We start from the raw sequence: 22,969 nt of genomic DNA, 5'->3' as shown, positions 1-22,969 counted from the left end.
TGCTCCGCCCTCTCGGATGAGCACGAGCTCCAGCGACGACGGGCGATCCGCGCCCGCTCCAGAGGACGGAGCGGGCGCGTCCGCGGAAGGGGCTCGCGACGCGAGCGACGGGCGCACCGCCAGGGCGCTCGTCTTCGTGCGCGAGCGCTTCGACGGCGCGTGCCTCGCCTTCCCCGTCGCGGCGCCGGGCGTCGCGAGCTTCGGCCGCGACGAGGACGTCCTCGTCGAGCAGCAGCTCTTCCTGCGCGAGCACGCCGCGCGCGCCCGGCCCGAGGCGGTCTCCCGGCTCTCGTTCCCGCAAGGGACAGGGCTCCTCTCCGTGAGCGTCCCCGTCCCGCGCGACGACCTGCCGCGCAAGCTGCGGAACGAGGTGCCGGTGAGCTTCCCCTGCGTCGTCGTGCCGGCCGGCGAGCTCTACGCCCGCGGGCAGACGGAGGCGCCGGCGGCGGAGCGCGGCGAGAGCGACGCGTGGGTGCTCGTGCCGAGCCTCGGGCACGCGTTCTACGTGGAGGCGGGCGAGCCGATCGAGGCGGCGATCCGGCACGAGGTGCGCCGGCTGCTCGCGTCGCAGGTCCTGTCGACCTGGGAGCACCTGGGGCTCCTGCCCGGGAGCGCGCACCGCCTCGAGGTGCTCCACGCGCCGCTGCCCGAGCCCGAGCGCGCGGGCGGGCACGGGCCGCGCGGCGCGTCGATCGTGGAGCGCGCGCGGCGGAAGAAGGCCGTGGAGACGCTCGTCGCGGTGGCGACGCCGCTCCACGTGGCGGCGCAGCGGAGCCCGCTCGCGACGCCGCCGCTCGCCTGCCGCGACGCGGAGCTCGCGCGCCTCGCCGCGCTGCTCGACGGCGAGGAGCGCCTCGGCGTGCTGCTCGTGGGCCCGGAGCACGCCGGGAAGACCGCGCTCGCGCTGGCGTATGTCGCCCGCCAGACGCGGCTCGTCTACGCGACGTCGGGCGCGCAGCTCATCGCGGGCATGAGCGGGCTCGGGCAGTGGCAGGAGCGCATCCACGGCGTGATGGAGGCCGCCGCCGCGCTCGACGCGGTGCTCTACTTCGAGAACCTCGACGATCTCCTGGCCGAGCGCGTCGACGGGGGACACGTGGACCTGGCCGGCGCGATGCGGCCCTACCTCGACGAGGGGCGGGTGCGCGTCCTGTGCGAGCTCCGGGACGACCGGCTCGACGCGCTCGAGGGGCAGCACTGGGCGTTCTTCGCGGGCCTGAGCCGCATCCGGATCGATCCGCTCTCGGCCGCCGATACCCGGAAGGCGCTCGCCGCGCGCGCCGAGCGGGACGGCCGCGTCGAGCCGCACCGCCCCGCGGTCGCGGGCGACGCGCTGACGGCGCTCGTCGATCTCGCGGAGCGCTACCTGCCCTACAGCGCCTTCCCGGGCAAGGCGGTCCGCCTCTACGAGGACCTGCGCGCCGTGCACGAGCGGGAGCGGACCGCGCAGGGCGAGCCGGTCACGCTCGGGCGGAGCGATCTCCACGAGCTGTTCTCGATGCGCACGGGGATGCCGGCGTTCCTGCTGCGCGACGATCTCCCGCTCCGCGTCGACCGCGTGGCGCGCGACCTCGGCGCGAGCGTCGTCGGGCAGGAGCGCGCGGTGCGCGCGCTCGCCGAGACGATCGCCGTTGTGAAGGCGGGGCTCTCGCCGCCGGACAAGCCGCTCGCGGCGTTCCTCTTCGTGGGGCCGACGGGCGTCGGCAAGACAGAGCTCGCCCGCGCGCTCGCCGGGCTGCTCTTCGGCTCGCCCGATCGGCTCTCGCGGTTCGACATGAGCGAGTTCTCGAGCGAGGGCGCGGCCGATCGCCTGATCCGCGGGACCGACGGCGCGGGCGGGCTGCTCACGCAGCGCGTGCGCGAGCAGCCGTTCTGCGTGCTCCTGCTCGACGAGATCGAGAAGGCCCACCGGGCCGTGTTCGATCTCCTGCTGCAGGTGCTCGGCGAGGGGCGCCTGTCCGACGCGCGCGGCAGGACGGCGTACTTCCACAACGCGATCGTGATCATGACGTCGAACCTGGGCGCGGCGGAGCGGCGCGCGCGGGCGGGGTTCGCCGGCGAGCGAGGAGCCGAGGCCCCGGAGGAGCAGGCCGCGCTGGACGAGGCGCACTACCAGCGCGTCGTCGCGGGCGCGTTCCGGCAGGAGTTCGTGAACCGCATCGATCGCGTGGTGCCGTTCCGGGCGCTGACCCGGGCGGAGCTCGCCGAGGTCGCGCGCCTCACGGCGCAGCGCCTCGCCCAGCGCCGCGGGCTGTCCGAGGCGGGCGTCGCGCTCGAGGTGTCGGAGCGGGCGCTCGCGCGGCTCGCCGAGGACGGCCACGCGCCGGCGTACGGGGCGCGGGCGCTGCGGCGCCACGTCGAGGAGCACCTCGCGGCGCCGCTCGCGCGGCTGCTGGCGAAGCTCGGTGGCGACGCGCGGGATCTCACGGTGTGGGTGACCGAGGCGGGCGAGCCTGAAGCGGCGGCGCCCGCCGACGGCGCCGTGGTCGCCCGCGCCGAGACGCCCGCGCTCCGCCTCGCGGCGCGGCGGCGGCGCGCGGCGAAGGCCGCGCAGCAGGCGTTCGGCGTCGAGCAGGTCGGCGAGCTCCGGCGCGAGGTGGACCGGTGGATGAACCTCGGGCCGCTCGAGCAGCTCAGGGAGCAGCTCGACTTCCTGCTGACGCAGCTGAGCCTCGCGAGCGGGCCGTCGCGCGATCGGCGCAAGGAGATCGACGCCGCGGCGCTGCAGGCCGAGCACCACCGGCTGAGCGAGCTCTGGGGGCAGCTCGAGCGCGCGCAGGAGGAGATGCACGGCGTCGAGGAGCTCGCCCTCATGGCGCTGCTCGAAAGCGAGGAGGTGCGCGGGCTCGCGGGCGAGGCGCGCGCGGCGTGGGAGGGCGTGCGCAAGGTGCTGCCCCGCGCGCTCGTCGCGACCGAGTCGCGGCGCGACGCGATCACGCTGATCCTGGAGGAGCTCGACGCGGGGGCGTTCGAGCGGTGGCTCGCGCCGCTCCTCAAGGAGCTCCCGCGGCGCGGGTGGGGCGCGACGCTGCACATCGACGGCGACCGGGCCGGGCCCGGCGACGGCGCGTGGCCCGCGAGCCGGCGGTGGGGCCCGCCGCGCGCTGCGGGCGACGTGCTGGACGCGCTCGACGAGCCGAAGCGCGGGTTCCGGAGCGTGCTCCTCCGCTGCACCGGCGCGTACGCGGGGGCGTTCCTCTCGCTGGAGCGGGGGCTCCACCGGGTGGTCGCGCGCAAGCGGGACGCGGGCGAGGCGCCTGGCGATGATCGGCTGCACGTGTTCGTGCACTTCGTCGCGCACGCGGCCGACATCGCCGAGGACCAGTGGGAGCACAGGTCGCTCGCCCCGCCGCCCGCGGGCTCGGCCGCGGCGCGGCGGCGCGGGGCGGCCGCGCGCGAGCTCGACGAGGTCGAGGGCGCGGCGCTGATCGCGGGGCGCAGGGCGCGGATCGCGATGGATCCGGCCTGGTACTGGGAGCGGCTCGACGAGGTCGCGCTGACACACCTGCTCCTGTTCGAGGACGAGGGGAGCGGGCTGGATCGGAGCGAGTACTTCAGCGCGGGCGGGGACGGCCCGGCGCTGGATGATTTGCACGACGCCTGACCTGGCAGAGCCACTACCCTGAGGCCGTGCACTTCACGATCCCGCTCTTCGAACGGCGGACCACGAACGTCGAGTGCGTGACGCTCGGCCTCGGCCCGAGCACGCGCTCGCGGGAGGGGCGGCACGCGGAGCGCGTCCGGCGCCTGCTCACCGAGGAGCTCAGGGCCGTCTTCGAGAAGGCGCGCGCGGCCGAGCTCGCGCGCTTCGAGTTCCCCCGCGGCATCCGGATCGAGAAGGTGCGCCTCGAGCTCACGCTCTCCGGCGCCGCCGAGCGGCGCAAGGTGAGCGGGCTCTGCCCCGTCGTGATCGAGCCGCGCTGGGCCTCGGAGCACGAGCGCGTCGTCTTCGCCTACCACCCCGCCCGCCAGGGCGAGGCCGCGCCGATCCGCGAGGATCTCCCGCTGGACGAGCAGCTCCGCGCGCTGTTCCAGGTCGCGTGGGCCGCGCTCGACGACGACGAGATCGCGCGGCTCTGGAGCCGGGGCAAGGAGCGCATCACGGCGCTGTCGTTCTCGTGCGCCCCGCGCTCGGCGCTCGCGGACCTGCCGGATCGACCGGGTGACGACGACACCGGCGCCGATCCGGCGTTCCGCTGGAAGAAGCGCCGGGGCCTCAAGGTCCTGCCGAGCCTCGGCGTGAGCCTCACGCAGCGCGCGGCCCAGGGCAACCTCGACGCGGGCGTGCCGCGATCGCCGCAGCGCGAGCAGCTCGCCTTGCTGCTCGGGGCGGGCAGGGCGCAGCCCGTCGTCGTCGTCGGCCCGCCGGGGTGCGGCAAGACGACCTTGATCCACCGGGCGGTGCTCGACCTCCTCGCGGCCGACGGGTACGGCGCGCACAAGAACCTCGACCGCGTCCGCGACGTCGTCGCCGTGAGCGGCCGCAGGCTCATCGCCGGGATGAGCCACCTCGGCGACTGGGAGAAGCGGTGCGTCGAGCTCGTGGAGGACGCGCGCAGCCGCGGCGCGATCCTCGTGATCGACGACCTCCACCACTTCGGCCGGATCGGCAGGTCGCGCGAGAGCGAACGCTCGCTCGCCGACTTCTTCCGCGGCCCGCTCTCCCGCCGCGAGATCGTGATGGTCGGCGAGTGCTCCCCCGAGGCGTTCCGCCTCCTCGAGCAGGAGTCCCCGTCGTTCGCGGCCCTGTTCACGCCGCTCTTCCTCCCCGAGGCGACGCCCTCCGAGACGTTCCGCCTCATGGTGCGGGAGGTCCGCGCGCTCGAGCAGCGCCACGCCGCCCGCGTGAGCCCGTACGTGATGCGGACGATCCTCGACCTCGGCGGATCGCTCCTCTCGGCGCAGGCGCTGCCGGGCAAGGCCGTCGACCTCCTGCGCGAGGTCGTCCGCGCGGGCGTGACGCCCTCGCCCTCCGGCGAGCCGGGGCCGGCGCGCGGCCACGCGCCGCGCCCGATCGGCTCGCAGGACGTGCTGCGGCTCCTGTCGCAGAAGACCGGCGTACCGCGGCTCCTCCTGGGCGGCGACGAGCCGCTCGACGCCGGCGCGCTGGAGGAAGAGCTCGGTCGTCGGGTGATCGGCCAGCCGGAGGCCGTGCGCGCGGCGGCGGACCTCGTGGCGCGCATCAAGGCGGGCCTCGTGGATCCGCGGCGCCCGTACGGCGTGTACCTCTTCACCGGGCCGACGGGGACCGGCAAGACCGAGCTCGCCAGGTGCATGGCGGAGCTCATCTACGGCAGCGCGTCGCGCCTGCTCCGCTTCGACATGAGCGAGCAGAGCGGCCCGGACGCGCCGGCGCGGCTCGTCGGCGATCGCTACGCGCCCGACGGGCTCCTGACGCAGCGGGTGCGGGAGCAGCCGTTCTCGCTTGTGCTGCTCGACGAGATCGAGAAGGCGCACCCGTCGGTGCACGGCCTCTTGCTCCAGCTCTTCGAGGACGGGCGGCTCACGGACGCGGCGGCGAGGCCCGCGCACTTCCACCACGCGGTCGTGGTGATGACGTCCAACCTGGGCGCGCGGTCGCGGGCGCTCGTCGGCTTCGGCGGCGCGGGGCTCTCGGAGGCGCGGGCGCTCGCGATCGCGGAGGAGTCGGCCCAGGAGGTCGCGCGGGCGGTGCGCGACTTCTTCCCGCCCGAGCTGTTCAACCGGATCGATCGCGTCGTGCCGTTCCGGCCGCTGACGCCCGAGGTGGCGGTGCGGGTGGCCGAGAAGGAGCTCGACCGGCTGCTCGGCCGGCGCGGGCTCGCCGAGCGGAGCGTCTTCGTGCGCCGGGGCGCCGGCGTGGCCGAGCGGATCGCGCGCGAGGCGTTCGTGGCCGAGGACGGCGCCCGCTCGGTGAAGCGGTTCATTGAGGACGAGATCGGATCGCTGCTGAGCGACGCGCTCACCCGCGGCGCGCCCGCCGCGATGCAGGTGATCCGCATCTTCACGACCGCGCGCGGCGACGGCGCCGCCGCGGCGGGCGAGGGCGCCGCGTCCCGCGGGTCGCCCGGGTCGCCCGCGTCACCCGCGTCACCCACGTCACCCACGTCACCCGCGTTTGCGCTGCACCGCGAGGCGCTCGCGGAGGCCGAGCCCGCGGCCGCGGCGTGGGCCCTCGCGCCGCTCATGGCGAGGCCGCTCGGCGCGCTCACGGCGGAGCTCTCGCCGCTGCTCGAGTTCGTCGACGCGCTCGAGCGGAGCGACGGCCTCGCGCGCCTCTCCGAGCGGATCCGCTACCACCTCGCGGAGCACGGCCGGACCGCCGCGGAGGGGCCCGGGGCGCACGAGCACGCCGAGGCGGTCTACAACCTCGACGCCATGCGCGGCGCGATCCGGGCGTTCCGCGAGCGGATCGACCTCGTCCGGCGGCGGAGCGGCGACGACGACGAGCAGCAGCACCTCGACCTGGAGGTGCGGCGGTTCGGCTACGTGACGGTCGAGGACGAGTGGAGCCGCTCCCGGGTGCGCCTGTTCCACCGGCGCCAGCTGCCGGGCCCGCTGCGCCGGCCGGCGAAGCAGGAGGTCCTGGAGTGCATCGCGGAGGGCCACGCGCTCCGGCGCGCGCTCCGCAAGGTGGACGAGCCGGGCCAGCACGCGGTCCTCATCGAGCTGCTCCGCGCGGCGCGCTTCGACGAGAGGCCAGCCGGCGGGCGCGACGAGCCCGAGGAGGGGCTCTTCGAGGCGCTCGCGCGCGCCTACGGCGAGGCAGGGGGCGAGGTGGAGGGGTGGGCGTGCGCGCCGCTCGGCAGCGGGTCCGACGGCGACGGGCGCGCGCGCGTGGTCGAGCAGGGCCGCGGGGCGGCGGGGCTCGAGGCGATGCTCGCCGCCCCCGGGCGCGGGGCGGAGCTCCTCGTCCTGAGCGTCGTGGGCCTGTGCGTGATGGACTTCTTCGAGCTCGAGACGGGCGCGCACGTCTGGACGTCGCTCTCGCGCGGCCCCGAGGTGGTGCGGGTGCGCGTCCTGCCGGCCCGGCCGGGCCTCTCGCCGGCGGGCGCGGTCCGGGAGCACCTCGACCAGCAGGCGGCGTTCGACGAGGCTGCGCGAGGCGGGCGCGCGCTCCCGCCGAACCCGGCCGAGCTCCTCCCGGTGGTGCGGCGGGTCCGGTTCGACCCGCCGCGCCGCCCGGGCGCGACGTCGCCGATCGAGATCGAGGACTACGTGATGGGGTATGCCGAGTCGTCGCTGGTGCGCAGCCTGTCGCAGGCGCTGGCCCCGCTGTGGCTGCTCCGGATGAGCCGGGAGGACGTGGCGTGAGCCGGCGCCCCGGGCAGCTGCTCGGGGAACGCGCAGGCGACGATGGGCGGCCTCTCAGGGCAGCCGGAAGAGCGGCCGACCGTAGACCATGGAAGGCCAGGGGATGGCCGCGAGGATCACGAGCAGCGTGATGACGACGCCGATCGCCAGGCGCCGGTGCTGCGCGGTGGGATCCGGGGCTCGCTTCGCTCGGGCCCAGGCGACATGGGCGACCACCACCGCCGCGATCATGGCGAAGATGTGCTCGACGGCGAAGAAGCGCAGCGCCGCGATGGGCATGGCGGCCTTCAGCGCGGCCAGCGACGTGGGCCTGAGCGGGCTGAGCGCGGTGTAGAGCAGGATGCCGAGGAGGAACTGGGCGTCCAGCGAGCCCACGAACGCCGCGCCGACCTTGCGATCCGCCGCCGTCCACGGCCTCCGCTGGGCCCAGCCGCGGACCGACCGCGCGAGCGCCAGGAGCCCGAGCAGCAGGACGACCCAGCGCAGCCACGAGTGCGCGACGAGGACGAACGAATAGATCATGGACCTTGCTTTCCGGCCGCGGTGCCGGCCTCGATGATGTACTGCGCGATGTCGGCGAGATCCGACTCCCGGACGCCGCGGAAGCTGGGCATCGGGGGGACGTCGGCGCGCTTTCGCCCCGGGGTCACGGCCCAGCGGACGATGCCCGCGGGATCGTCCCTGTAGAGCCCTGCGAGCTCGCTGAGCGGAGGGCCGACCAGCTTGGCGCTGGGGGCGTGGCACGCCGCGCAGAGGGTGGAGAACATGGCCTTGCCCTTCGCGGCCTGCGGCGAGAGCGCGACCGCCTCCTCGGCGGGGTCGGGCCTCTTGCACGCGGCCGCGAGCAGGAGCAGGGCGGCGAGGATCGGCGACCACTTCATACGGGCGGGCCGGAACATAGCGCGCGGCGGCGCCGCGTGGGGCCGGCGTCGCGTCGCGAGGATCACCAGGGCGCCGCGCGCCCGGCCAGCCCGAGCTGGAGGCCGCGGCGCAGGGCGCCGGGGAAGCGCTGTCGCGTCGCGACGATCACTGCGTCTTGAAGAGGTCCAGGATCCCCTGCCCGATCGCGGCCGGGTCCGGCACCGCGACGCCGGTCGGCTCGGTGCCCTCGAGGAACACCTCTTCCACGACGCCCTCCTGGCCCGGGAACGCCTCCATCCCGCTCGCCGGATCGATCGGGAGGCGCACGATCCCGAGCGGCTCCGGGAAGTCGGTCGCCGGCCGCCCCGCGTGCGCCTTCTCCATGAACGCGATGAAGGCCGGCAGGGCGGCGCTGCTGCCCACCTCGCGCGCGCCGAGCGTCGTGGCGTCGTCGAAGCCGGTCCACACGGCGCACGCGATGTCGGTCGAGTAGCCGACGAACCACGCGTCCCTCGCGTCGTTCGTCGTCCCTGTCTTTCCGGCGATCGGCCGGCGCAGCGAGAGCGCCTGCTTCGCCGTGCCGACCTTCACGACCGAGGCGAGCAGGTCCGTCGTGATGTACGCCTCCGCCGCGGTCATCACCGGGCGCGGCGGGGGCCGCGCCGGCAGGGGCAGCGCCTCGCCGCGCGGGCCCGTGATCTTGGTCACGAGGACGGGCTCCTGGTACGCGCCGCCCGCCGCGAACGTCGCGTAGGCGGCCGCCATCTCGCGCGGGGTCACCTCGTAGGAGCCGAGCGCGAGGGACAGGTCGGCGCCGAGCTTCGACGTGATCCCGAGCTCGCGCGCCCACGCGACGACGGCCTCGGGGCCGACGTCCCGGAGCGCCGACACAGCGGCCACGTTCACGCTGTGGGCGAGCGCGTCGCGCAGGCGCTTCGGGCTCTGCCCCTCGCTCTCGTCGTAGTTGCCGGGCCGATAGCCATCGAGCGCCGCCGGATCGGTCTCGAGCATCGAGGCGGCCGTGAGCTTGCGCGAATGGATGCCGTAGCCGTAGACGATCGCCTTGAAGGTCGATCCCGGCTGGCGGAGCGCGCGGCTCGCCCGATCGAGGCCGCCGCGCGCGCCCTCGTAGCCGCCTGCGAGCGCGACGATCTCGCGCGTGCGCGCGTCGATCGCGATGAGCGCGCCCTGCGGGCCGAGGTCGAGCCGGAGCTTGCCGGCCTCGGGGTCGCCCTCGAAGCGCACGCGCAGCACCTTGCCGACCTCGGCGAAGCGGCTCGGCGGGAGCCCGCGCGGGTTGTACCGGCGCTCCTTGCGCAGATCGACGCTGCCCTGCGCCATGCCGACGCGGACGGCCAGGGTGCCGCGCGCGTCGTCGGCGCCGGTCACCGCGCCCAGGTAGGCGCGGCCCGCGTCCTTGGGCGCGCCCTGGAAGGGCGCCGGATCCCCCTTGGCGCGCGTGAACGGCGCGACGAGCCCGTGCCGCGCGGCGTAGGCGTCGAGGTTCTGGCGCACCGCCGCGCGCGCCGCCGCCTGCATCTTCGGGTCGATCGAGGTCACGACCGTGTAGCCGCCGTACCTGGCGTCGGGCCCGACGGCCTTCCGCAGCGCGCGCTCGGCCTCGGCGAGGACCTCGGGCGCCAGCTCGTCCAGGTGCTCCGGCTCGGGCGCGAGGCGGATCGGCTCCGCGAGCGCGGCGTCGATCTGCGCCGCGGGCAGGAAGCGCTTCTCGCGCATCTGACCGAGCACGAAGGCGCGGCGCTTCTCGGCGCGCTCCTTGTTCACGCGCGGCGAGTAGAGGGAGGGCCCCTTCACGATGCCCGCGAGGAGCGCCGCCTCGGCCAGCGTGACCTGCCGGACGCTCTTGCCGAAGTAGAACCGCGCCGCCTCCTCGACCCCGTAGCGCCCGTGCCCGAAGTAGATGTGGTTCAGGTAGGAATTGCCCGCGAGCAGCCGCGGAGATGGTGGGGCGTGATAGCGTCGGTGGCGCCCGCCATGACCGACCAGGAAATCGACGCCTTCATCGCCGAGAACCAGTTCCATCCGAACGTCGTGTGGCGCCGCATCCCCGGGAAGGGCCGGGGCGTCTTCGCCCGCCGGTTCCTGCCGAAGGGCGCCGTCGTCGAGTGGGCCGCTGTCAGCTGTTTCCCGGCCTCGGATCTGAAGACCGAGGAGCACCGCGGCTGCCAGGCGCTCCATCACGTGTTCACGTGGGGGAAGGAGCCCGGGCGGGAGAAGGCGTATGCGTGGGGGTTGCTCGCGCTCTACAACCACTCGACGACACCCAACGTCGAGATGGATGACGGTCCGGTGCCGGACTCGATGGCTGCCATCGCGCTCCGCGACATCCAGGCGGGCGAGGAGCTCTGCTTCGACTACGGCTACACCTGGTTCGATCCTCGCTGAGGCGAGGGCGCCAGCGCCGCGGCGACGGCCGTATCGCTCCGGCTCACGTCGACGATACAGGCGCGCTGGCGACTGCCAGGCGGCCGCACCGGCGCTCCGCGCTCGCCTCTTGCGGCAGCGGCATCCAGGTCAACGCCTGGGCATCACACAGGCCGGACTGTCGTCGTTGCGGAGGTGAGGACGGGATTCGAACCCGCGTATAACGGTTTTGCAAACCGTTGCCTAACCACTTGGCTACCTCACCGACTGTTCGAAGCGGCGGGAGGTCATGCCTCATCTCTGCCCGGCTGTCAACGCCTTTATACCGCCGTCTACATTCACGCGGCCGAGCCGTCCCTTCAGCCGGGCGCTCCGCCGCGCTCGTTCTGTCGTCGTTATGTCGTCGTTCTGGCGTCGTTCCGGCTTCCAGCTGCTCCCTCCGCCCCGATCCCGGAGCCGGCGGAGGGGGGCTCCGGCGCGTTCCCGCCGCAGCCCTCCAGGACACCCGCGCTGCTTACTGTTCGCGCCCGCCGCGCCGTGCCCTTCCCGCGCGCGGCACCCTCTCCCGCCCCCCCAGGGCTCGCCCGATGTAGCTGGCCGTGTAGACCGCCCGCCGCGTCGCCTGGATCAACCCGCGCGGCACGATCCCCTTCCCCGTCTGGAACGGGTTGAAGCGGAGGGCGCGCTGGTCGATGTCCACCGGCTCGTACAGCTCCATATCGGCCACTGCCATCCACCGCGCGCGCGAGCCCCCTCGCCTCACCTCGAGGCGCAGCAGCGCGAGCCCCGCCGCAGCGGCGCGCTCCAGCTTCTCCAGGCGGTTGCCTTTCACCACCGCCGCGCGCAGCGGCACCAGGCGGAACTCCGCGCGACCGAAGCCGGCCACGTCGAACCGCGCCAGCGCGTAGTAGTCATTGTCCAGGAAGTCGTGCCTCTTCGTCGTGAACAGGGCGAACGGGAGCAGCAAGAGCCGGCGCGCGCTCACGAAGATGAGGTCCTGATCGCCGGCGCTCGCGGCCGGCGTCACCTCTTCGCTGGTCCGGAAGCGCACCGCGACCCCCAGCACATCCGGACGGCGCTCGCCCTTGCCGCCCCGCCATCGCCACATCCCGCCCGAGAGCCGCACGAGCGCCGGCCCCGCCAGCCGCTGGGCCAGCGCGCCGACCTCGCCCTCCACCGCGAGCGCCTTCACCCCCGCGCAGTAGACCACGCCGTCGGGATGGAACAGCCTCGCTCTCCGGATGAAGCTGCCCCCCCCGGCGATAGGAGACAGCGCTCCCCCGATCACACGCCCAACCGCTTCGAAGAACCGCATGGTGACCCCTCCCTCGAACCTGGAGCGCCGGGGGCCAATCGCAAGTTGGGCGCGCCCCGACAGCGCGCCTCCCGCGGCGCTCACCCGCGTCGAAGCGTCGAGATCTGCTGTTCTCCGCGCGCCATCCGTTCTCCCGCGCAACGGCGATTCCAGGGAAGCGCCGAGTCTCCGGCGCTCCCTCTCGTGCCGCTCGCGCCGAGTGCTCCGGCGGCCCTCGCTTTATCGCGCGCTCCGTCCCGCGCGCGCGCTCTATCGCACGCGCGTCACCCCGCGCCGGCCTTCGCCGCCGGGTCGATCTCCGGAGCGGCGTCTCGCTGCGCCCGGCCTTCGATAAGGCGCTTCGCCACGAGCGTCAGGAGCGCGAGCAGGACGAGCAACGAGGCGACCGCGAACGCCGCCGAGAAGTGGAACTCGTTGTAGAGCACCTCGACGTGCAGCGGCATGGTGTTGGTCTGCCCCCGGATATGCCCCGAGACGACCGACACCGCGCCGAACTCGCCCATCGCCCGCGCGTTGCAGAGCACCACGCCGTAGAGCAGGCCCCACTTCGCGTTGGGGAGGGTGATGCGGAAGAACATGCTCCACCCGCTCGCGCCGAGCGACAGCGCCGCGTGCTCCTCGTCGGCCCCCTGGCTCTCCAGGAACGGGATGAGCTCGCGCGCGACGAACGGGAACGTCACGAACGTCGTCGCGAGGATGATCCCCGGACGATCGAAGATGACCCGGAGGTCGTGCTCGATGAGCCAGGGGCCGACCACCCCTTGCGCCCCGAAGAGCAGGACGAAGATCATGCCGGAGATCACCGGCGAGACCGCGAACGGCAGATCGATGAGCGTGACGAGCAGGCTCTTTCCCGTGAACTCGAAGCGCGCGATCGCCCAGGCCGCGGCCACGCCGAAGACGAGGTTGAGCGGCACGGCGATGACCGCGGTCGTGAGCGTCAGCTCGATGGCGGCGATGGCGTCCGGCGCGGTGATCGCCCGCCAGTACCCCGAGAGGCCGTCCTTCAACGCCTCGATGAACACCGCCACGACCGGCAGGAAGAGGAAGAACCCGAGGAACGCGAGCGCCGCCGCCGTCAACGCCCAGCGCACCATCGGGGGCTCGGACGTCGCGCCGCGCACCGCCCCGCGCGACCTGACCCGCAGCTTGCCCGCCGCGCCAGCCACTACGACGCGACCCCGGGCGTGGCCCCCGCGGGCCGATCGGACGCAGGCTTGGGCGCTTCAACAGCGCTCCGCGACGACCCACGCGCGCCGCTCCAGGACTGGAGTCGGTTGATCAGGAAGAGGAGCACGAAGGAGCAGAGAAGCATCACCATTGCGAGCGCCGTCGCGCCCGCGTAGTCGTACTGCTCGAGCTTGGTCATGATGACGAGCGGCGCGATCTCCGTCTTGAGGGGCATGTTCCCGGAGATGAACACGACCGACCCGTACTCACCGAACGCCCTCGCGAACGACATCGCGAACCCGGTGAGGATCGATGGCCAGAGCGCGGGCAGGAGGATGCGACGGAAGATCTCGAAGCGGCCCGCGCCGAGCGACGCCGCCGCCTCTTCCTGGTCGACCTCGAGCTCCTCCATCACCGGCTGGACGGTCCGCACGACGAACGGGAGCCCCACGAAGGTGAGCGCAATGACGACGCCCAGGCGGCTGAAGGCGCTCTGGATCCCGAGCGGGTACAGGAACCGACCGACCCACCCCTGCTGCGCATAGATGGCCGTGAGCGCGATGCCGCCGACCGCCGTCGGGAGCGCGAAGGGCAGGTCGACGAGCGCGTCGACGATCGACTTGCCCGGAAAGCTGTAGCGGACGAGCACCCACGCCACGAGGACGCCGAAGACCGCGTTGATGCCCGCCGCGATGAGCGACGCGGCAAAGCTCATCTTCAGCGAGGCGACGGCGCGCGGCGAGGTCACCACCGCCCAGATCTCGGCGGGCTGGAGCGTCGCCGTCTTGAGGAAGATCATCGACAGCGGGACGAGCACCAGCAGCGACAGGTACGTTACCGTAATCCCCATCGCCAGCCCGAAGCCGGGCAAAACGCTCTGTCGCCGCCAGAGGAGAGCCACGAAGTCTACTTACCGGCCTGGTAGATCTGGTCGAAGACGCCGCCGTCGGAGAAGTGCGCCTTCTGGGCTTTTTGCCACCCCCCGAAGACCTCGTCAATCGAGAAGAGCGCGACCTTCTGGAAGACACCCTCCGACTCGGCCGCCGCGAGGATCGCCGGGTTGCGCGGGCGGTAGAAGTGCTTCACCGCGATGCGCTGGCCGTCCTCCGTGGAGAGGAAGGCGAGGTACGCCTCCGCCGCCGCCCTCGTCCCGCGCCTGTCGACCACCTTGTCGACCACCGCGACAGGCGGCTCGGCGAGGATGCTGATCGACGGCACGATCACCTCGAATTTGTCCTTACCGCTCTGCTTCACCGCGAGCAGCGCCTCGTTCTCCCAGGCGATCAGCACGTCGCCGAGCCCACGCTCGACGAACGTCGTGGTCGAGCCGCGCGCCCCCGTGTCGAGGACGGGCACGTTCTTGAAGAGCCGGCCGACGAAATCCTTCGCCTTCGCCTCGTCGCCGCCCGCCCGCTTCAGCTCGTAGCCCCACGCAGCGAGGTAGTTCCACCGCGCCCCGCCGGAGGTCTTCGGGTTCGGGGTGATGACCGCCACGCCCTCCTTCACGAGATCGTCCCAGTCCTTGATGCCCTTGGGGTTGCCCTTGCGCACAAGGAAGACGATGGTCGACGTGTAAGGAGCGCTGTTGTCCTTGAGGCGCGCCTGCCATCCCTCCTTGATCAGCCCGGCGGACGCGACCGCATCGACGTCGTAGGCGAGCGCGAGCGTGACCACGTCCGCCTCGAGCCCGTCGATCACCGACCGGGCCTGCTTGCCGGAGCCGCCGTGCGATTGCTTGACGGTGACGTCCTGTCCGCTCTGCTCCTTCCAGCGCTTCGCGAAGGCGGCGTTCACCTCTTCATAGAGCTCGCGCGTGGGGTCGTAGGAGACGTTCAGTATCTGCACCGACCCCGACTTCGAGGCGCCGGCCGCGTCGCCCTTCGAGCACGCCGAGAGCGCCAGCGCCAGCACACAACAAAGCATCGTCATCAAGCGTCGCATCGATCGTTCCTACTCCCTTAGCCAGTCGCGAGATAACGCGATTCCCGCTGCGCGAGCGCGTCGAGCAGCTGCTGGAAGCGCGAGGCGCCGATGCGCCGGGCCATGAACGCCGCGCGGCCGAGCTTCTGGCAGAGCTTCTTGGCGAGGAGCACGCCGCCGTGGCTGTTCACGTCGGTCAGCACGATCACGAGATCGGCCCGCTCGATGGCCGCCCGCAGCTCGGACGCCCCGCGGCCGCCCGTGTTGCCCGTGTGAAACTCCAGATGGTGCCCCGCCTGCAGCGCCATCCGCTCCAGCTGAGCCTGGTTGCGATCCAACCCACCAATCCAGGTGATCCGCATCGCTCCGCCTCCTTGCTCCTCGCAGCGGGTGACCGCCGCTATAACGGACATATCTCACGCTAAAGCAGAGGGCGCAAGCGAGATCTGCCAAAATAACGGAGGACATGTCTTGGATACCGGAGGGACACGAGGCCGGCGGGGTCCGGGAACGGGGCGGGGCTACCCGCGCGAACCGTAGGTCATGACGAGGTACATGACGGCCTCGGCGCTGCCCGGGTTGCGGTAGCTGTGCGGGCTGTCGGCCTCGAACAGGATGGCGTCGCCGGTCTCGAGCAGGCGCCGCTCGCCGGCCACGGTGATCTCCACCGAGCCCTCGGTGACGATCAGGTTCTCCGCGGTGCCCGGGGCGTGCGCGTCGGCGTGCTCGACCGAGCGCGGCGCGAGGCGGAGCTCGTAGAACTCCACGTTGCGCGGCCGGTCCATCGGAAAGAGCGCCCGGGAAGAGAAGTCGCCGTTGCGAGACCGCAGGATGCGCGCGTGCGAGGCGTGCATGACGGTCGTGACGGGCGAGGTCGCCTGGCTCATCAGCGCCGAGAAGGGGACCCCGAGGGCGCGCGCGATCTTCCAGAGGACGTTGATGGTCGGCGTGCTCTGGCCCAGCTCGATCTGCCCCAGCATCGCCCGGCTCACCCCGGACGCCTTCGCCAGGCGCTCGAGCGACAGGCCCCGCTCGGCCCGGAACCGCTTCAGGTTGGAGGCGACGACCGGCGTGAGGTCCGACGCGTCGTCGAACGCCGGGTCGTCCCCGCCAGGCTCGCTCGCCGGGGGCGGGGGTGGGGACGGCGGCTCGGCGGCCGCCGATCGCGCGGGGGTCTGGGCTCTGCGTGCCTTCACTGGACGCGTATCCGCCATGGTGGAGGGCGCGCGTCAAGCGAGCGGGGGGAAGGGCGCGCTCAGGGGCCGCCGGAGACCGCCTCCGCGACCGGGCTCGCGGGCGACGGGCGACGCACCGAAGGCGCGGGCGCCGCCAGGAGCACCGGCGAGGTATGGCCCGTGATGAGGCGGGCGCCGCGCTTGAAGGTGATGTACTGCCACATCCACGCGAACATGACGGTGAAGCGGTTCCTGAAGCCGATAAGGAACAGCACGTGGACGGCCAGCCAGGCGAGCCACGCGAGCGTGCCCGACATCTGCAGGCGCCCGACCTTCGCGATGGCGCGCGAGCGGCCGATGGTCGCCATCGTCCCCTTGTCGCGGTAGGCGAACTGCCCGCGCGGGCGGCGCTCGAGATCGTCGAGGATGCAGCGCGCGACGAAGCGACCCTCCTGGATCGCGGCCGGGCTGAGGCCGGGCACGTCGACGCCGTTCCGGTCGCGGAGCGTGGCCATGTCGCCGATCGCGAAGACGCTCGGGTGCCCGGGGAGGGAGCAGTCCGGCCCGACCTTCACGCGGCCGACGCGATCGAGCTCGACGCCGAGCGCGCGCGCGAGCGGGGTGCCGCGGACCCCCGCGGCCCAGATGACGGTCGCGGCGGGAAGGCGCTCGCCGTCCTCGAACTGCACGCCGTACTCGTCGATGCTTCGGAAGCGGCGCCCCTTGATGACCTCGACCCCGAGGGACGTGAGCTGCTCCTCGGCGCTCGCCGAGAGGCTCTCCGGGAAGGCCTGGAGGATGCGGGCGCCGATCTCGACGAGCAGCACCCGCGAGAGCGAAGGGTCGAGGGAGCGGAAGTCGCGCGCGAGGATGTAGCGCGCGAGCTCGGCGAAGGCGCCGGCCATCTCGACGCCCGTGGCGCCGCCGCCGATGACGACGAACGTGAGCAGCCGCCGCCGCGCCGCGGGGTCCTCCTCGCGCTCGGCGGCCTCGAAGGCGAGCAGCATGCGCTCGCGGATGGTGAGCGCCTCGTCGAGGTTCTTGAGCGCCGGCGCGAACCGGGCCCACTCCTCGTGGCCAAAGTAGTTGTTCGTCGCGCCGACCGCGAGGATCAGGAAGTCGTAGTCCAGCGGGTCGCCGTCGACGGTGACGCGCCGGCCGGCGAGGTCCACGCCCGTCACTTCGCCGAGCAGGACCCGGACGTTGCGCTGGCGCGACAGGACCGATCGGATCGGGACCGCGATGTCGGCCGGCGAGAGGCTGGCCGTCGCCACCTGATAGAGCAGCGGCTGGAACAGGTGGTGATTGGTCCTGTCGATGAGGGTGACCCGGACGGGCGCGTCGCGGAGCGCCTTTGCCGCGTTCAGGCCGCCGAACCCTCCGCCGACGATCACGACGTGAGGCTCTCTCGCGGTCGTTGCCATGGTGCCTCCTGGCGAGGAACGCTTCCTCGGTGGCACGACGATGGTAGGGGGCGCGGATCACCGCGGCAAGCAGGCGCAGCGCGCGGGCGCGGCGCCGCGATCGCTCATGCTGCCGCGGCCTTCACGTCGCTCCTCGCCTCGGCCTTGCCGTCCGGCGCCTCGCCCCGCAGCACCTCGGCGAGCAGCTTCCGGCCGCGGTGCAGGCGGCTCATGACGGTGCCGACCGGGACGCCCAGCCGCGTCGCTGCGTCCTTGTAAGACATCTCCTCGAGATCCACGAGCACCAGGGTGTCACGGAAGGTCGGCGGGAGCGTCGCGAGCGCGCGCCGCACGCCGGGCGAGAGCGCGTGCATGTCGGCGCAGCGCTCCGGCGCCGTCCACGCGCACGGGTCGGTCGCGAGCACGTCGAGGGCGTTGCGCTCGCGGCGGCTGCGCCGGCAGCGGGTGATGAAGACGCTGAAGAGGATCTGGTGCACCCACGCCCGCAGGTTGGTCCCGGGCTCGTAGCTCCCCGCGAACCGGATCGCGCGCTCCACCGTGTCCTGCACGAGGTCCTCGGCCGTCGCGGGCGTCCGGGAGAGCCGCAGCGCGCGGCCGAACAGCTCCGGTGTCATTTCGACAAGGCCCCGGAGCAGCTCGTCGACCGCTCCCCGCGAGCCCTCTCCCGGCGCCGTCCGCGCCGTGCCGAAGGACGGCCCGCGCCCGAGCGCGCGCGTCGCGCCGGGCGGCGGCGCTAGTTTCGAGGACCGGGCGGGGGCATGAGCGGCGTGGACGAGCATGACGGGACCTCCTGCGTAACCGGCACTGGCAAGGCAGGTGCCACCGCGCGGACCTCGCGAAGGCCGCGGATCACGCCGAACGGCGCGGGCGGAGACACGCGGGCGCGTGTCAAATCGACAGCAGGGAGAACGGGCGCGCCAGGGTGGCGAGCCGCCCGCGGCGCGCCAGGCCCGGCGGCGCCACCCGCGCCGGGCGAAGCGGCCCCACCCGCGCGAGCGCCGGGCGAGGCGTCCAGCAGAGCGAGCGCCCGGCGGGGGCGTCCGGCGGAGCAGGCGCTCGCGTCACGTCGAGAGCGGGTCGCTCCCGGCGGCCAGCGCGGCGATCAGGCCCGGGACCAGCTCGGCGATCTCGCCCGCGAGCAGCCCCCGATCGCTGCCCGTCTGCGCGCGCCACACGTCGCCGGCGAGCGCGTGGATCAGCACCCCGGCGCTCGCCGCGGCGGTGGGATCCATCGAGCACAGGAGGGCCGCGATCATCCCGGTCAGGACGTCGCCCGAGCCGGCGGTGGCGAGCGCAGGGTTGCCCGCCATGCAGATGAACATGCGGCCGTCCGGGAGCGCGATGATCGTGCGCGCCCCCTTGAGCACGACGATCGCCCGGGTGAGCGCCACGGCCTCGCGCACGGCGCCGAAGCGGTCCTCCTCGACGGCCCGGGCGCTCCGGCCCAGGAGCCGCCCGAGCTCGCCCGAGTGCGGCGTCATGATGAGGCTCCCGCGCGCGGTCGCGAGCGCCTCCGGGCGGCCCACGAAGTGCGTCAGGGCGTCCGCGTCGACGACCTTCAGGCCGTCCCAGCCGAGCACGACGTGATCCACCGCGGCCCGTGCCCGCTCGTCGAGGCCGAGGCCCGGGCCGATGGCGACCGCCCGCCGCCCGGCGAGCGCGTCGTCGAGCGACGCCGCGATGCGGGCCGGATCGATCGAGGTCGTCATCAGCTCCACGACGCGCGACTCCATCGCGCGCGCGGTGTCGGCCCAGGTGCAGATCGTCACGAGGCCCGCGCCCGTCCGCATCGCCGCGCGCGCGGTCAGCAGCGCGGCGCCGAGCTTGCCCGACGAGCCGGCGATGACGAGCACGTTGCCCGCCTGGTGCTTGTAGACGCTCGCCTCGCGCGGGCGCAGCGACGAGCCGATCGTCTCCTTGCGGAGGACCTCGGCGACGTGGCCCACGTGGGCGAGGATCGGCCGGTCCGGGACCCCGAGATCGACGACGTGCACGTTGCCCGCGAGCCGCGCGCCCTCGGGCGTGAGCAGGCCGATCTTGAGGTGGCCGAAGGTGACGGTCTCGTCGGCCTGCACCGCGGCGCCGAGCGGCGCGCCGCTGTCGGCGTCGAGGCCCGAGGGCACGTCGAGCGCGATGCACAGGCAGGTCGCCGTGTTGAGGACGCCGATGACGTCGGCGAGGTGGCCCTCGATCGGGCGGTCGAGGCCCGTGCCGAAGATCGCGTCGACGAGGAGGTCGGCCCCCGTGAGCGCGACCTCGAGCGGGGCGAGGGGCGCGCCCGGGGGGAGCTCGGTCAGCGCGCCGCCGAGATCCACGTACGCGTCGTGGTTGATGCGGCTATCGCCGGTGACCTTCTCGGACCGGGCGGCCAGGAAGACCTGGACCTCCGCGCCGCGGGCGAGGAGGTGGCGCGCCACGACGAAGCCGTCGCCGCCGTTGTTGCCGGCCCCGCAGACGACGACGACGCGGGCGTGGAGGGGGTACGTCGCGGGCTGCCCCGGGCTCGGGACGTGCCGGACCGGGAACGATCGGATGCGCGCGGCGCGGGCCTCCTCGGCGTCGCGGCGGCCGTTCGGCGGCGGCGGGACGCTCCCGGGGCGGCCCCGGAGACCCGCCCCGGAGGGCAACGTCGCCGGCCAGAACGCCCGCGCGGGCGAAAGGCCGGACGCGAGCGGGTGCGGCGCGCTGTGCGCGGCGTCGCCGGGCTGCCCGGCGCTGCGCCCCTCGATGATCGCCGAGATCACGTCGGCGGCGCCGCGGCCGGCGTTCTCCATGAGGACCACGCCGGGGACGTGGCACTGGTGGATCGCGTGTTTGTCGAAGGCGCGCATCTGCGCGCGCGATAGGACCGGAATCACGAGCGCTCTTTCCCTTCGTCCAGGCTGGATCGGCTCTCGCCGTCCTCGTCCGCTTCGGTCGGGGATCGGCTCTCGCCGTCCTCGTCCGCTTCGGTCGGGGATCGGCTCTCGCCGTCCCCTTCCAGGATAGCCACCGCCGCCGCCACGCCTGCATCATGCGTGATCGACAGGTGGACCCGCTGGACGCCCATGCGCTCGGCGAGCGCGCGCGCCGGGCCGTGGAGCGCCATCGTCGGCGGCATGCGCGGCGCGCCGCGCACCTCCAGGTGGTGCCAGCTGACGCCCGGCGCGCCGGCCATCGCCTTCACCACGGCCTCCTTCGCGGCGAAGCGGCCCGCGAGCGCCGTCGCCCGGTCCACGCGGTGCGCGAGCGAGCGGCGCTCAGGCTCAGACAGCACCCGCTCCCAGAACCGCTCCCCCCACCGCGCGAGCGCCTCCTCCATGCGTCCGATGCCGCAGACGTCGATGCCGATGCCGAGGATCACGCGCCCCCCTCGCTCGACCGAGCGTCCCGGCCGGCGGCCGGCGGTTGCACGGCGCCTCCGCGGGCGACGTTCGCCGCGATGCGATTGGCGGGACGGACAGACACGGGGAAGGCCATGTGGCGACTCTACCCCATTCGATGGCGACGCCTCCTGAAACGCGATCCGCGCCTCGCCCCGAGCGCGGAAGCAGACGCAGACGCAGACGCAGAAAGCGCCTCGACGGCGGCACGCGAGCGGGGAAGAGGCGCGGCGCGAGGCGGCCGGCCGCGGCCTCGGGCGCCGCGACCGCGCGGCGAGCGCGGCCGTGGAGCGTCGCCCGCGCGCGCCGATCGCGGCTACCATGCTCGCGGCGCCAATGCAGACAGCCCTCGATCTGACGGTCATGCTCCCGCAGAGCGCCTACGATTACGGCGAGCGCTCGTCGGGCGAGGCCCACGGCGTGGTGCTGACCAAACCCCACGTCGTGAATCTCATCCTCGATCTCGCGGGCTACACCGCGGACCGGGATCTCGCGTCGCTGTCGCTGCTCGAGCCCGCCTGCGGCCACGGCGCGTTCCTGGTCCCCGCCGCCGAGCGGCTGATCCAGTCGGCGCGCCGCCACGATCGCGACCTCCTCGAGATCGAGCCGGCGATCCGCTCGTACGACGTCGAGCGAGCTCACGTCGACCGCGCGCGCCTCGCGGTCGCCGGCGCCCTCGCGCGGCTCGGGCTGCCGCAGGGCGACGCGACGCGCCTCTCCGAAGCCTGGATCGCCCACGGCGACTTCCTGCTCACCAGCCAGGGACGTCTGTTCGACGCGGTGGTCGGCAACCCGCCCTATGTCAGGATCGAACAGCTCTCGCCCGAGCTCCAGGAGGAGTATCGACACCGGTACAGGTCGCTCTACGACCGCGCCGATCTCTACGTCGCGTTCATCGAGCGCGGCCTCGAGCTCCTCGCGCCCGGCGGGGTCCTCTCCTTCATCTGCGCCGACCGGTGGACCCTCAACCGGTACGGCGCGCCGCTCCGCCGGATGCTGTCGAGGTGGTTCCGGGTGCGGTGCTACGTCGATCTGCGCGGCGCGTCTCCCTTCGAGTCCGAGGTCGTCGCCTACCCGTCGATATTCGCCGTGTCGCCCGGCAAGACGGGGAGCGTCCCTGTCGCGACGCTGCGCACCGCCTCGCCGGAGGAGTGCGAGGCCGCCTCCGCCGCTCTTCAACGCGCGGAGGGCCGCGCGGAGGCGGGCGCGGCGGAGCGCGGCTTTGGCGTCGCCGTGTCGGAGTACCCTTCCTGGTTCGAGGGCGACGACCCGTGGGTGCTCGGCTCGCCAGAGCACCTCGAGGCCCTGCGCGCGCTCGAGGCGCGGTTCGCGCCGATCGAGGAGGTCGGCGGGACGCGCGTCGGCATCGGCGTCGCCACCGGGAACGACAGGATCTACATCGTCGGTGAAGAGGTGGATATCGAGCGTGATCGCCTCGTGCCGCTCGTCATGCGAGGCGATATCGAGGACGGCCGCATCCGCGACGCCAGGCGGTTCGTCATCAATCCCTTCGGATCCGACGGCAAGGTGGTCAATCTCGAGGAGTACCCCAGGCTCTCCGGGTACCTGCACGCGCACGAGGCCGAGATCAGGAGGCGCTACATCGCCCGGCGGGGCGGCGCCGGCTGGTTCCGCACCATCGATCGCGTGGTTCCGGGGCTGACCAGCGCCCCGAAGCTGCTCGTCCCCGACATCGCGGGCTCCAACGAGGTGGTCTATGACGAGGGCAGGTTCTATCCGCACCACAATCTCTATTTCATCACCTCGGAGGGCTGGGACATGGAGGCACTCGGCGGGCTGCTCGGCTCCAGGGTCGCCCTCTTCTTCGTGTGGTCCTATGCGGTCAAGATGCGCGGAGGCTACCTGCGCTTCCAGGCCCAGTACCTGCGGCGGATCCGCCTGCCCCCGCCGGAGAGCGTCGCGGAGGAGCTGATGAGCGATCTCCGCAGCTCCTTCCGGCGGCGCGACTTCGGCAGGCTCGACGAGCTCGCGCTGCGCGCCTACGGCATCGACGCGCTGCCCGGGTTCGGCTTCCTCGACACGAGGAGATAGCCCGCTATCCGG

General features: G+C 73.4%; 17 protein-coding genes and 1 tRNA gene. 4 read left to right on the top strand and 14 right to left on the bottom strand.

The genetic code is table 11. The features are described 5' to 3' along the window. Positions 1–16 precede the first annotated feature (16 nt). On the top strand, positions 17–3,604 hold the full coding sequence (locus WME97_RS01800) for an AAA family ATPase (protein ID WP_437548987.1): 3,588 nt from the start codon (positions 17–19) through the stop codon (positions 3,602–3,604). Between the two features lie 26 nt (positions 3,605–3,630). Then, a complete protein-coding gene (locus tag WME97_RS01795) occupies positions 3,631–7,293 on the top strand; it encodes an AAA family ATPase (RefSeq protein ID WP_437548986.1) in 3,663 nt (1,220 codons plus the stop codon). 54 nt (positions 7,294–7,347) lie between these two features. On the opposite strand, the gene WME97_RS01790 is transcribed toward WME97_RS01795, so the two are convergent. The 3 genes from WME97_RS01790 to WME97_RS01780 form a co-directional block, all read right to left on the bottom strand. Further along, positions 7,348–7,815: a hypothetical protein gene (locus tag WME97_RS01790; RefSeq protein ID WP_437548985.1), complete on the bottom strand. Its 468-nt coding sequence runs from the start codon at positions 7,813–7,815 to the stop codon at positions 7,348–7,350. Beyond that, positions 7,812–8,174, bottom strand: a complete 363-nt coding sequence (locus WME97_RS01785; protein WP_437548983.1) for a c-type cytochrome — start codon at positions 8,172–8,174, stop codon at positions 7,812–7,814. The genes WME97_RS01790 and WME97_RS01785 overlap by 4 nt, the downstream gene beginning before the upstream one ends. A gap of 145 nt (positions 8,175–8,319) precedes the next feature. Then, a complete protein-coding gene (locus tag WME97_RS01780; RefSeq protein WP_437548981.1) occupies positions 8,320–10,197 on the bottom strand; it encodes a penicillin-binding transpeptidase domain-containing protein in 1,878 nt (625 codons plus the stop codon). On the opposite strand from WME97_RS01780, the gene WME97_RS01775 reads away from it, so the two are divergent. Then, complete coding sequence (locus WME97_RS01775; RefSeq protein WP_437548980.1) at positions 10,150–10,560, top strand: SET domain-containing protein; 411 nt, start codon at positions 10,150–10,152, stop codon at positions 10,558–10,560. The genes WME97_RS01780 and WME97_RS01775 overlap by 48 nt on opposite strands. 172 nt (positions 10,561–10,732) lie before the next feature. Here WME97_RS01775 and WME97_RS01770 read toward each other — a convergent pair. The 11 genes from WME97_RS01770 to acpS all read right to left on the bottom strand — a co-directional run bounded on the left by WME97_RS01770 (position 10,733) and on the right by acpS (position 20,886). After that, positions 10,733–10,804: transfer RNA gene (locus WME97_RS01770), tRNA-Cys, on the bottom strand. A 249-nt stretch (positions 10,805–11,053) separates the two neighbouring features. After that, complete coding sequence (locus tag WME97_RS01765) at positions 11,054–11,854, bottom strand: hypothetical protein (RefSeq protein WP_437548978.1); 801 nt, start codon at positions 11,852–11,854, stop codon at positions 11,054–11,056. Positions 11,855–12,117: 263 nt separating this feature from the next. Further along, positions 12,118–12,951: a sulfate ABC transporter permease subunit CysW gene (gene cysW / locus WME97_RS01760; RefSeq protein WP_437548977.1), complete on the bottom strand. Its 834-nt coding sequence runs from the start codon at positions 12,949–12,951 to the stop codon at positions 12,118–12,120. Between the two features lie 71 nt (positions 12,952–13,022). Beyond that, positions 13,023–13,925: a sulfate ABC transporter permease subunit CysT gene (gene cysT, locus WME97_RS01755; RefSeq protein WP_437548975.1), complete on the bottom strand. Its 903-nt coding sequence runs from the start codon at positions 13,923–13,925 to the stop codon at positions 13,023–13,025. Positions 13,926–13,930: 5 nt separating this feature from the next. Then, a complete protein-coding gene (locus WME97_RS01750; RefSeq protein ID WP_437548973.1) occupies positions 13,931–14,965 on the bottom strand; it encodes a sulfate ABC transporter substrate-binding protein in 1,035 nt (344 codons plus the stop codon). Between the two features lie 17 nt (positions 14,966–14,982). Then, entirely contained in the window at positions 14,983–15,306 is a 324-nt protein-coding gene (locus WME97_RS01745; RefSeq protein WP_437548971.1) for a DUF2325 domain-containing protein, read from the bottom strand. Between the two features lie 159 nt (positions 15,307–15,465). Further along, complete coding sequence (locus WME97_RS01740; protein WP_437548969.1) at positions 15,466–16,140, bottom strand: helix-turn-helix domain-containing protein; 675 nt, start codon at positions 16,138–16,140, stop codon at positions 15,466–15,468. 59 nt (positions 16,141–16,199) lie between these two features. Further along, positions 16,200–17,543 (bottom strand): NAD(P)/FAD-dependent oxidoreductase, encoded by a 1,344-nt coding sequence (locus WME97_RS01735; protein WP_437548967.1) that lies wholly within the window; start codon positions 17,541–17,543, stop codon positions 16,200–16,202. Positions 17,544–17,647: 104 nt separating this feature from the next. Next, complete coding sequence (locus WME97_RS01730) at positions 17,648–18,322, bottom strand: RNA polymerase sigma factor (protein WP_437548965.1); 675 nt, start codon at positions 18,320–18,322, stop codon at positions 17,648–17,650. Between the two features lie 282 nt (positions 18,323–18,604). Then, positions 18,605–20,401 carry an NAD(P)H-hydrate dehydratase gene (locus WME97_RS01725; protein WP_437548963.1) on the bottom strand — a complete coding sequence of 599 codons (1,797 nt, stop codon included), beginning with the start codon at positions 20,399–20,401 and terminating at the stop codon, positions 18,605–18,607. After that, on the bottom strand, positions 20,398–20,886 hold the full coding sequence (gene acpS / locus WME97_RS01720; protein WP_437548961.1) for a holo-ACP synthase: 489 nt from the start codon (positions 20,884–20,886) through the stop codon (positions 20,398–20,400). The genes WME97_RS01725 and acpS overlap by 4 nt, the downstream gene beginning before the upstream one ends. Positions 20,887–21,241: 355 nt before the next feature. Between acpS and WME97_RS01715 the strand changes: the two genes are divergently transcribed. Next, positions 21,242–22,957, top strand: a complete 1,716-nt coding sequence (locus WME97_RS01715; protein ID WP_437548959.1) for an Eco57I restriction-modification methylase domain-containing protein — start codon at positions 21,242–21,244, stop codon at positions 22,955–22,957. Positions 22,958–22,969 lie beyond the last annotated feature (12 nt).

The organism is Sorangium sp. So ce367 (assembly GCF_051520455.1).
GTDB classification, from domain to species: Bacteria; Myxococcota_A; Polyangia; order Polyangiales; family Polyangiaceae; genus Sorangium; species Sorangium cellulosum_B.
The sequence above is the reverse complement of the archived record's forward strand: the minus strand, read 5'-3'. Positions and strand labels throughout refer to the sequence as shown.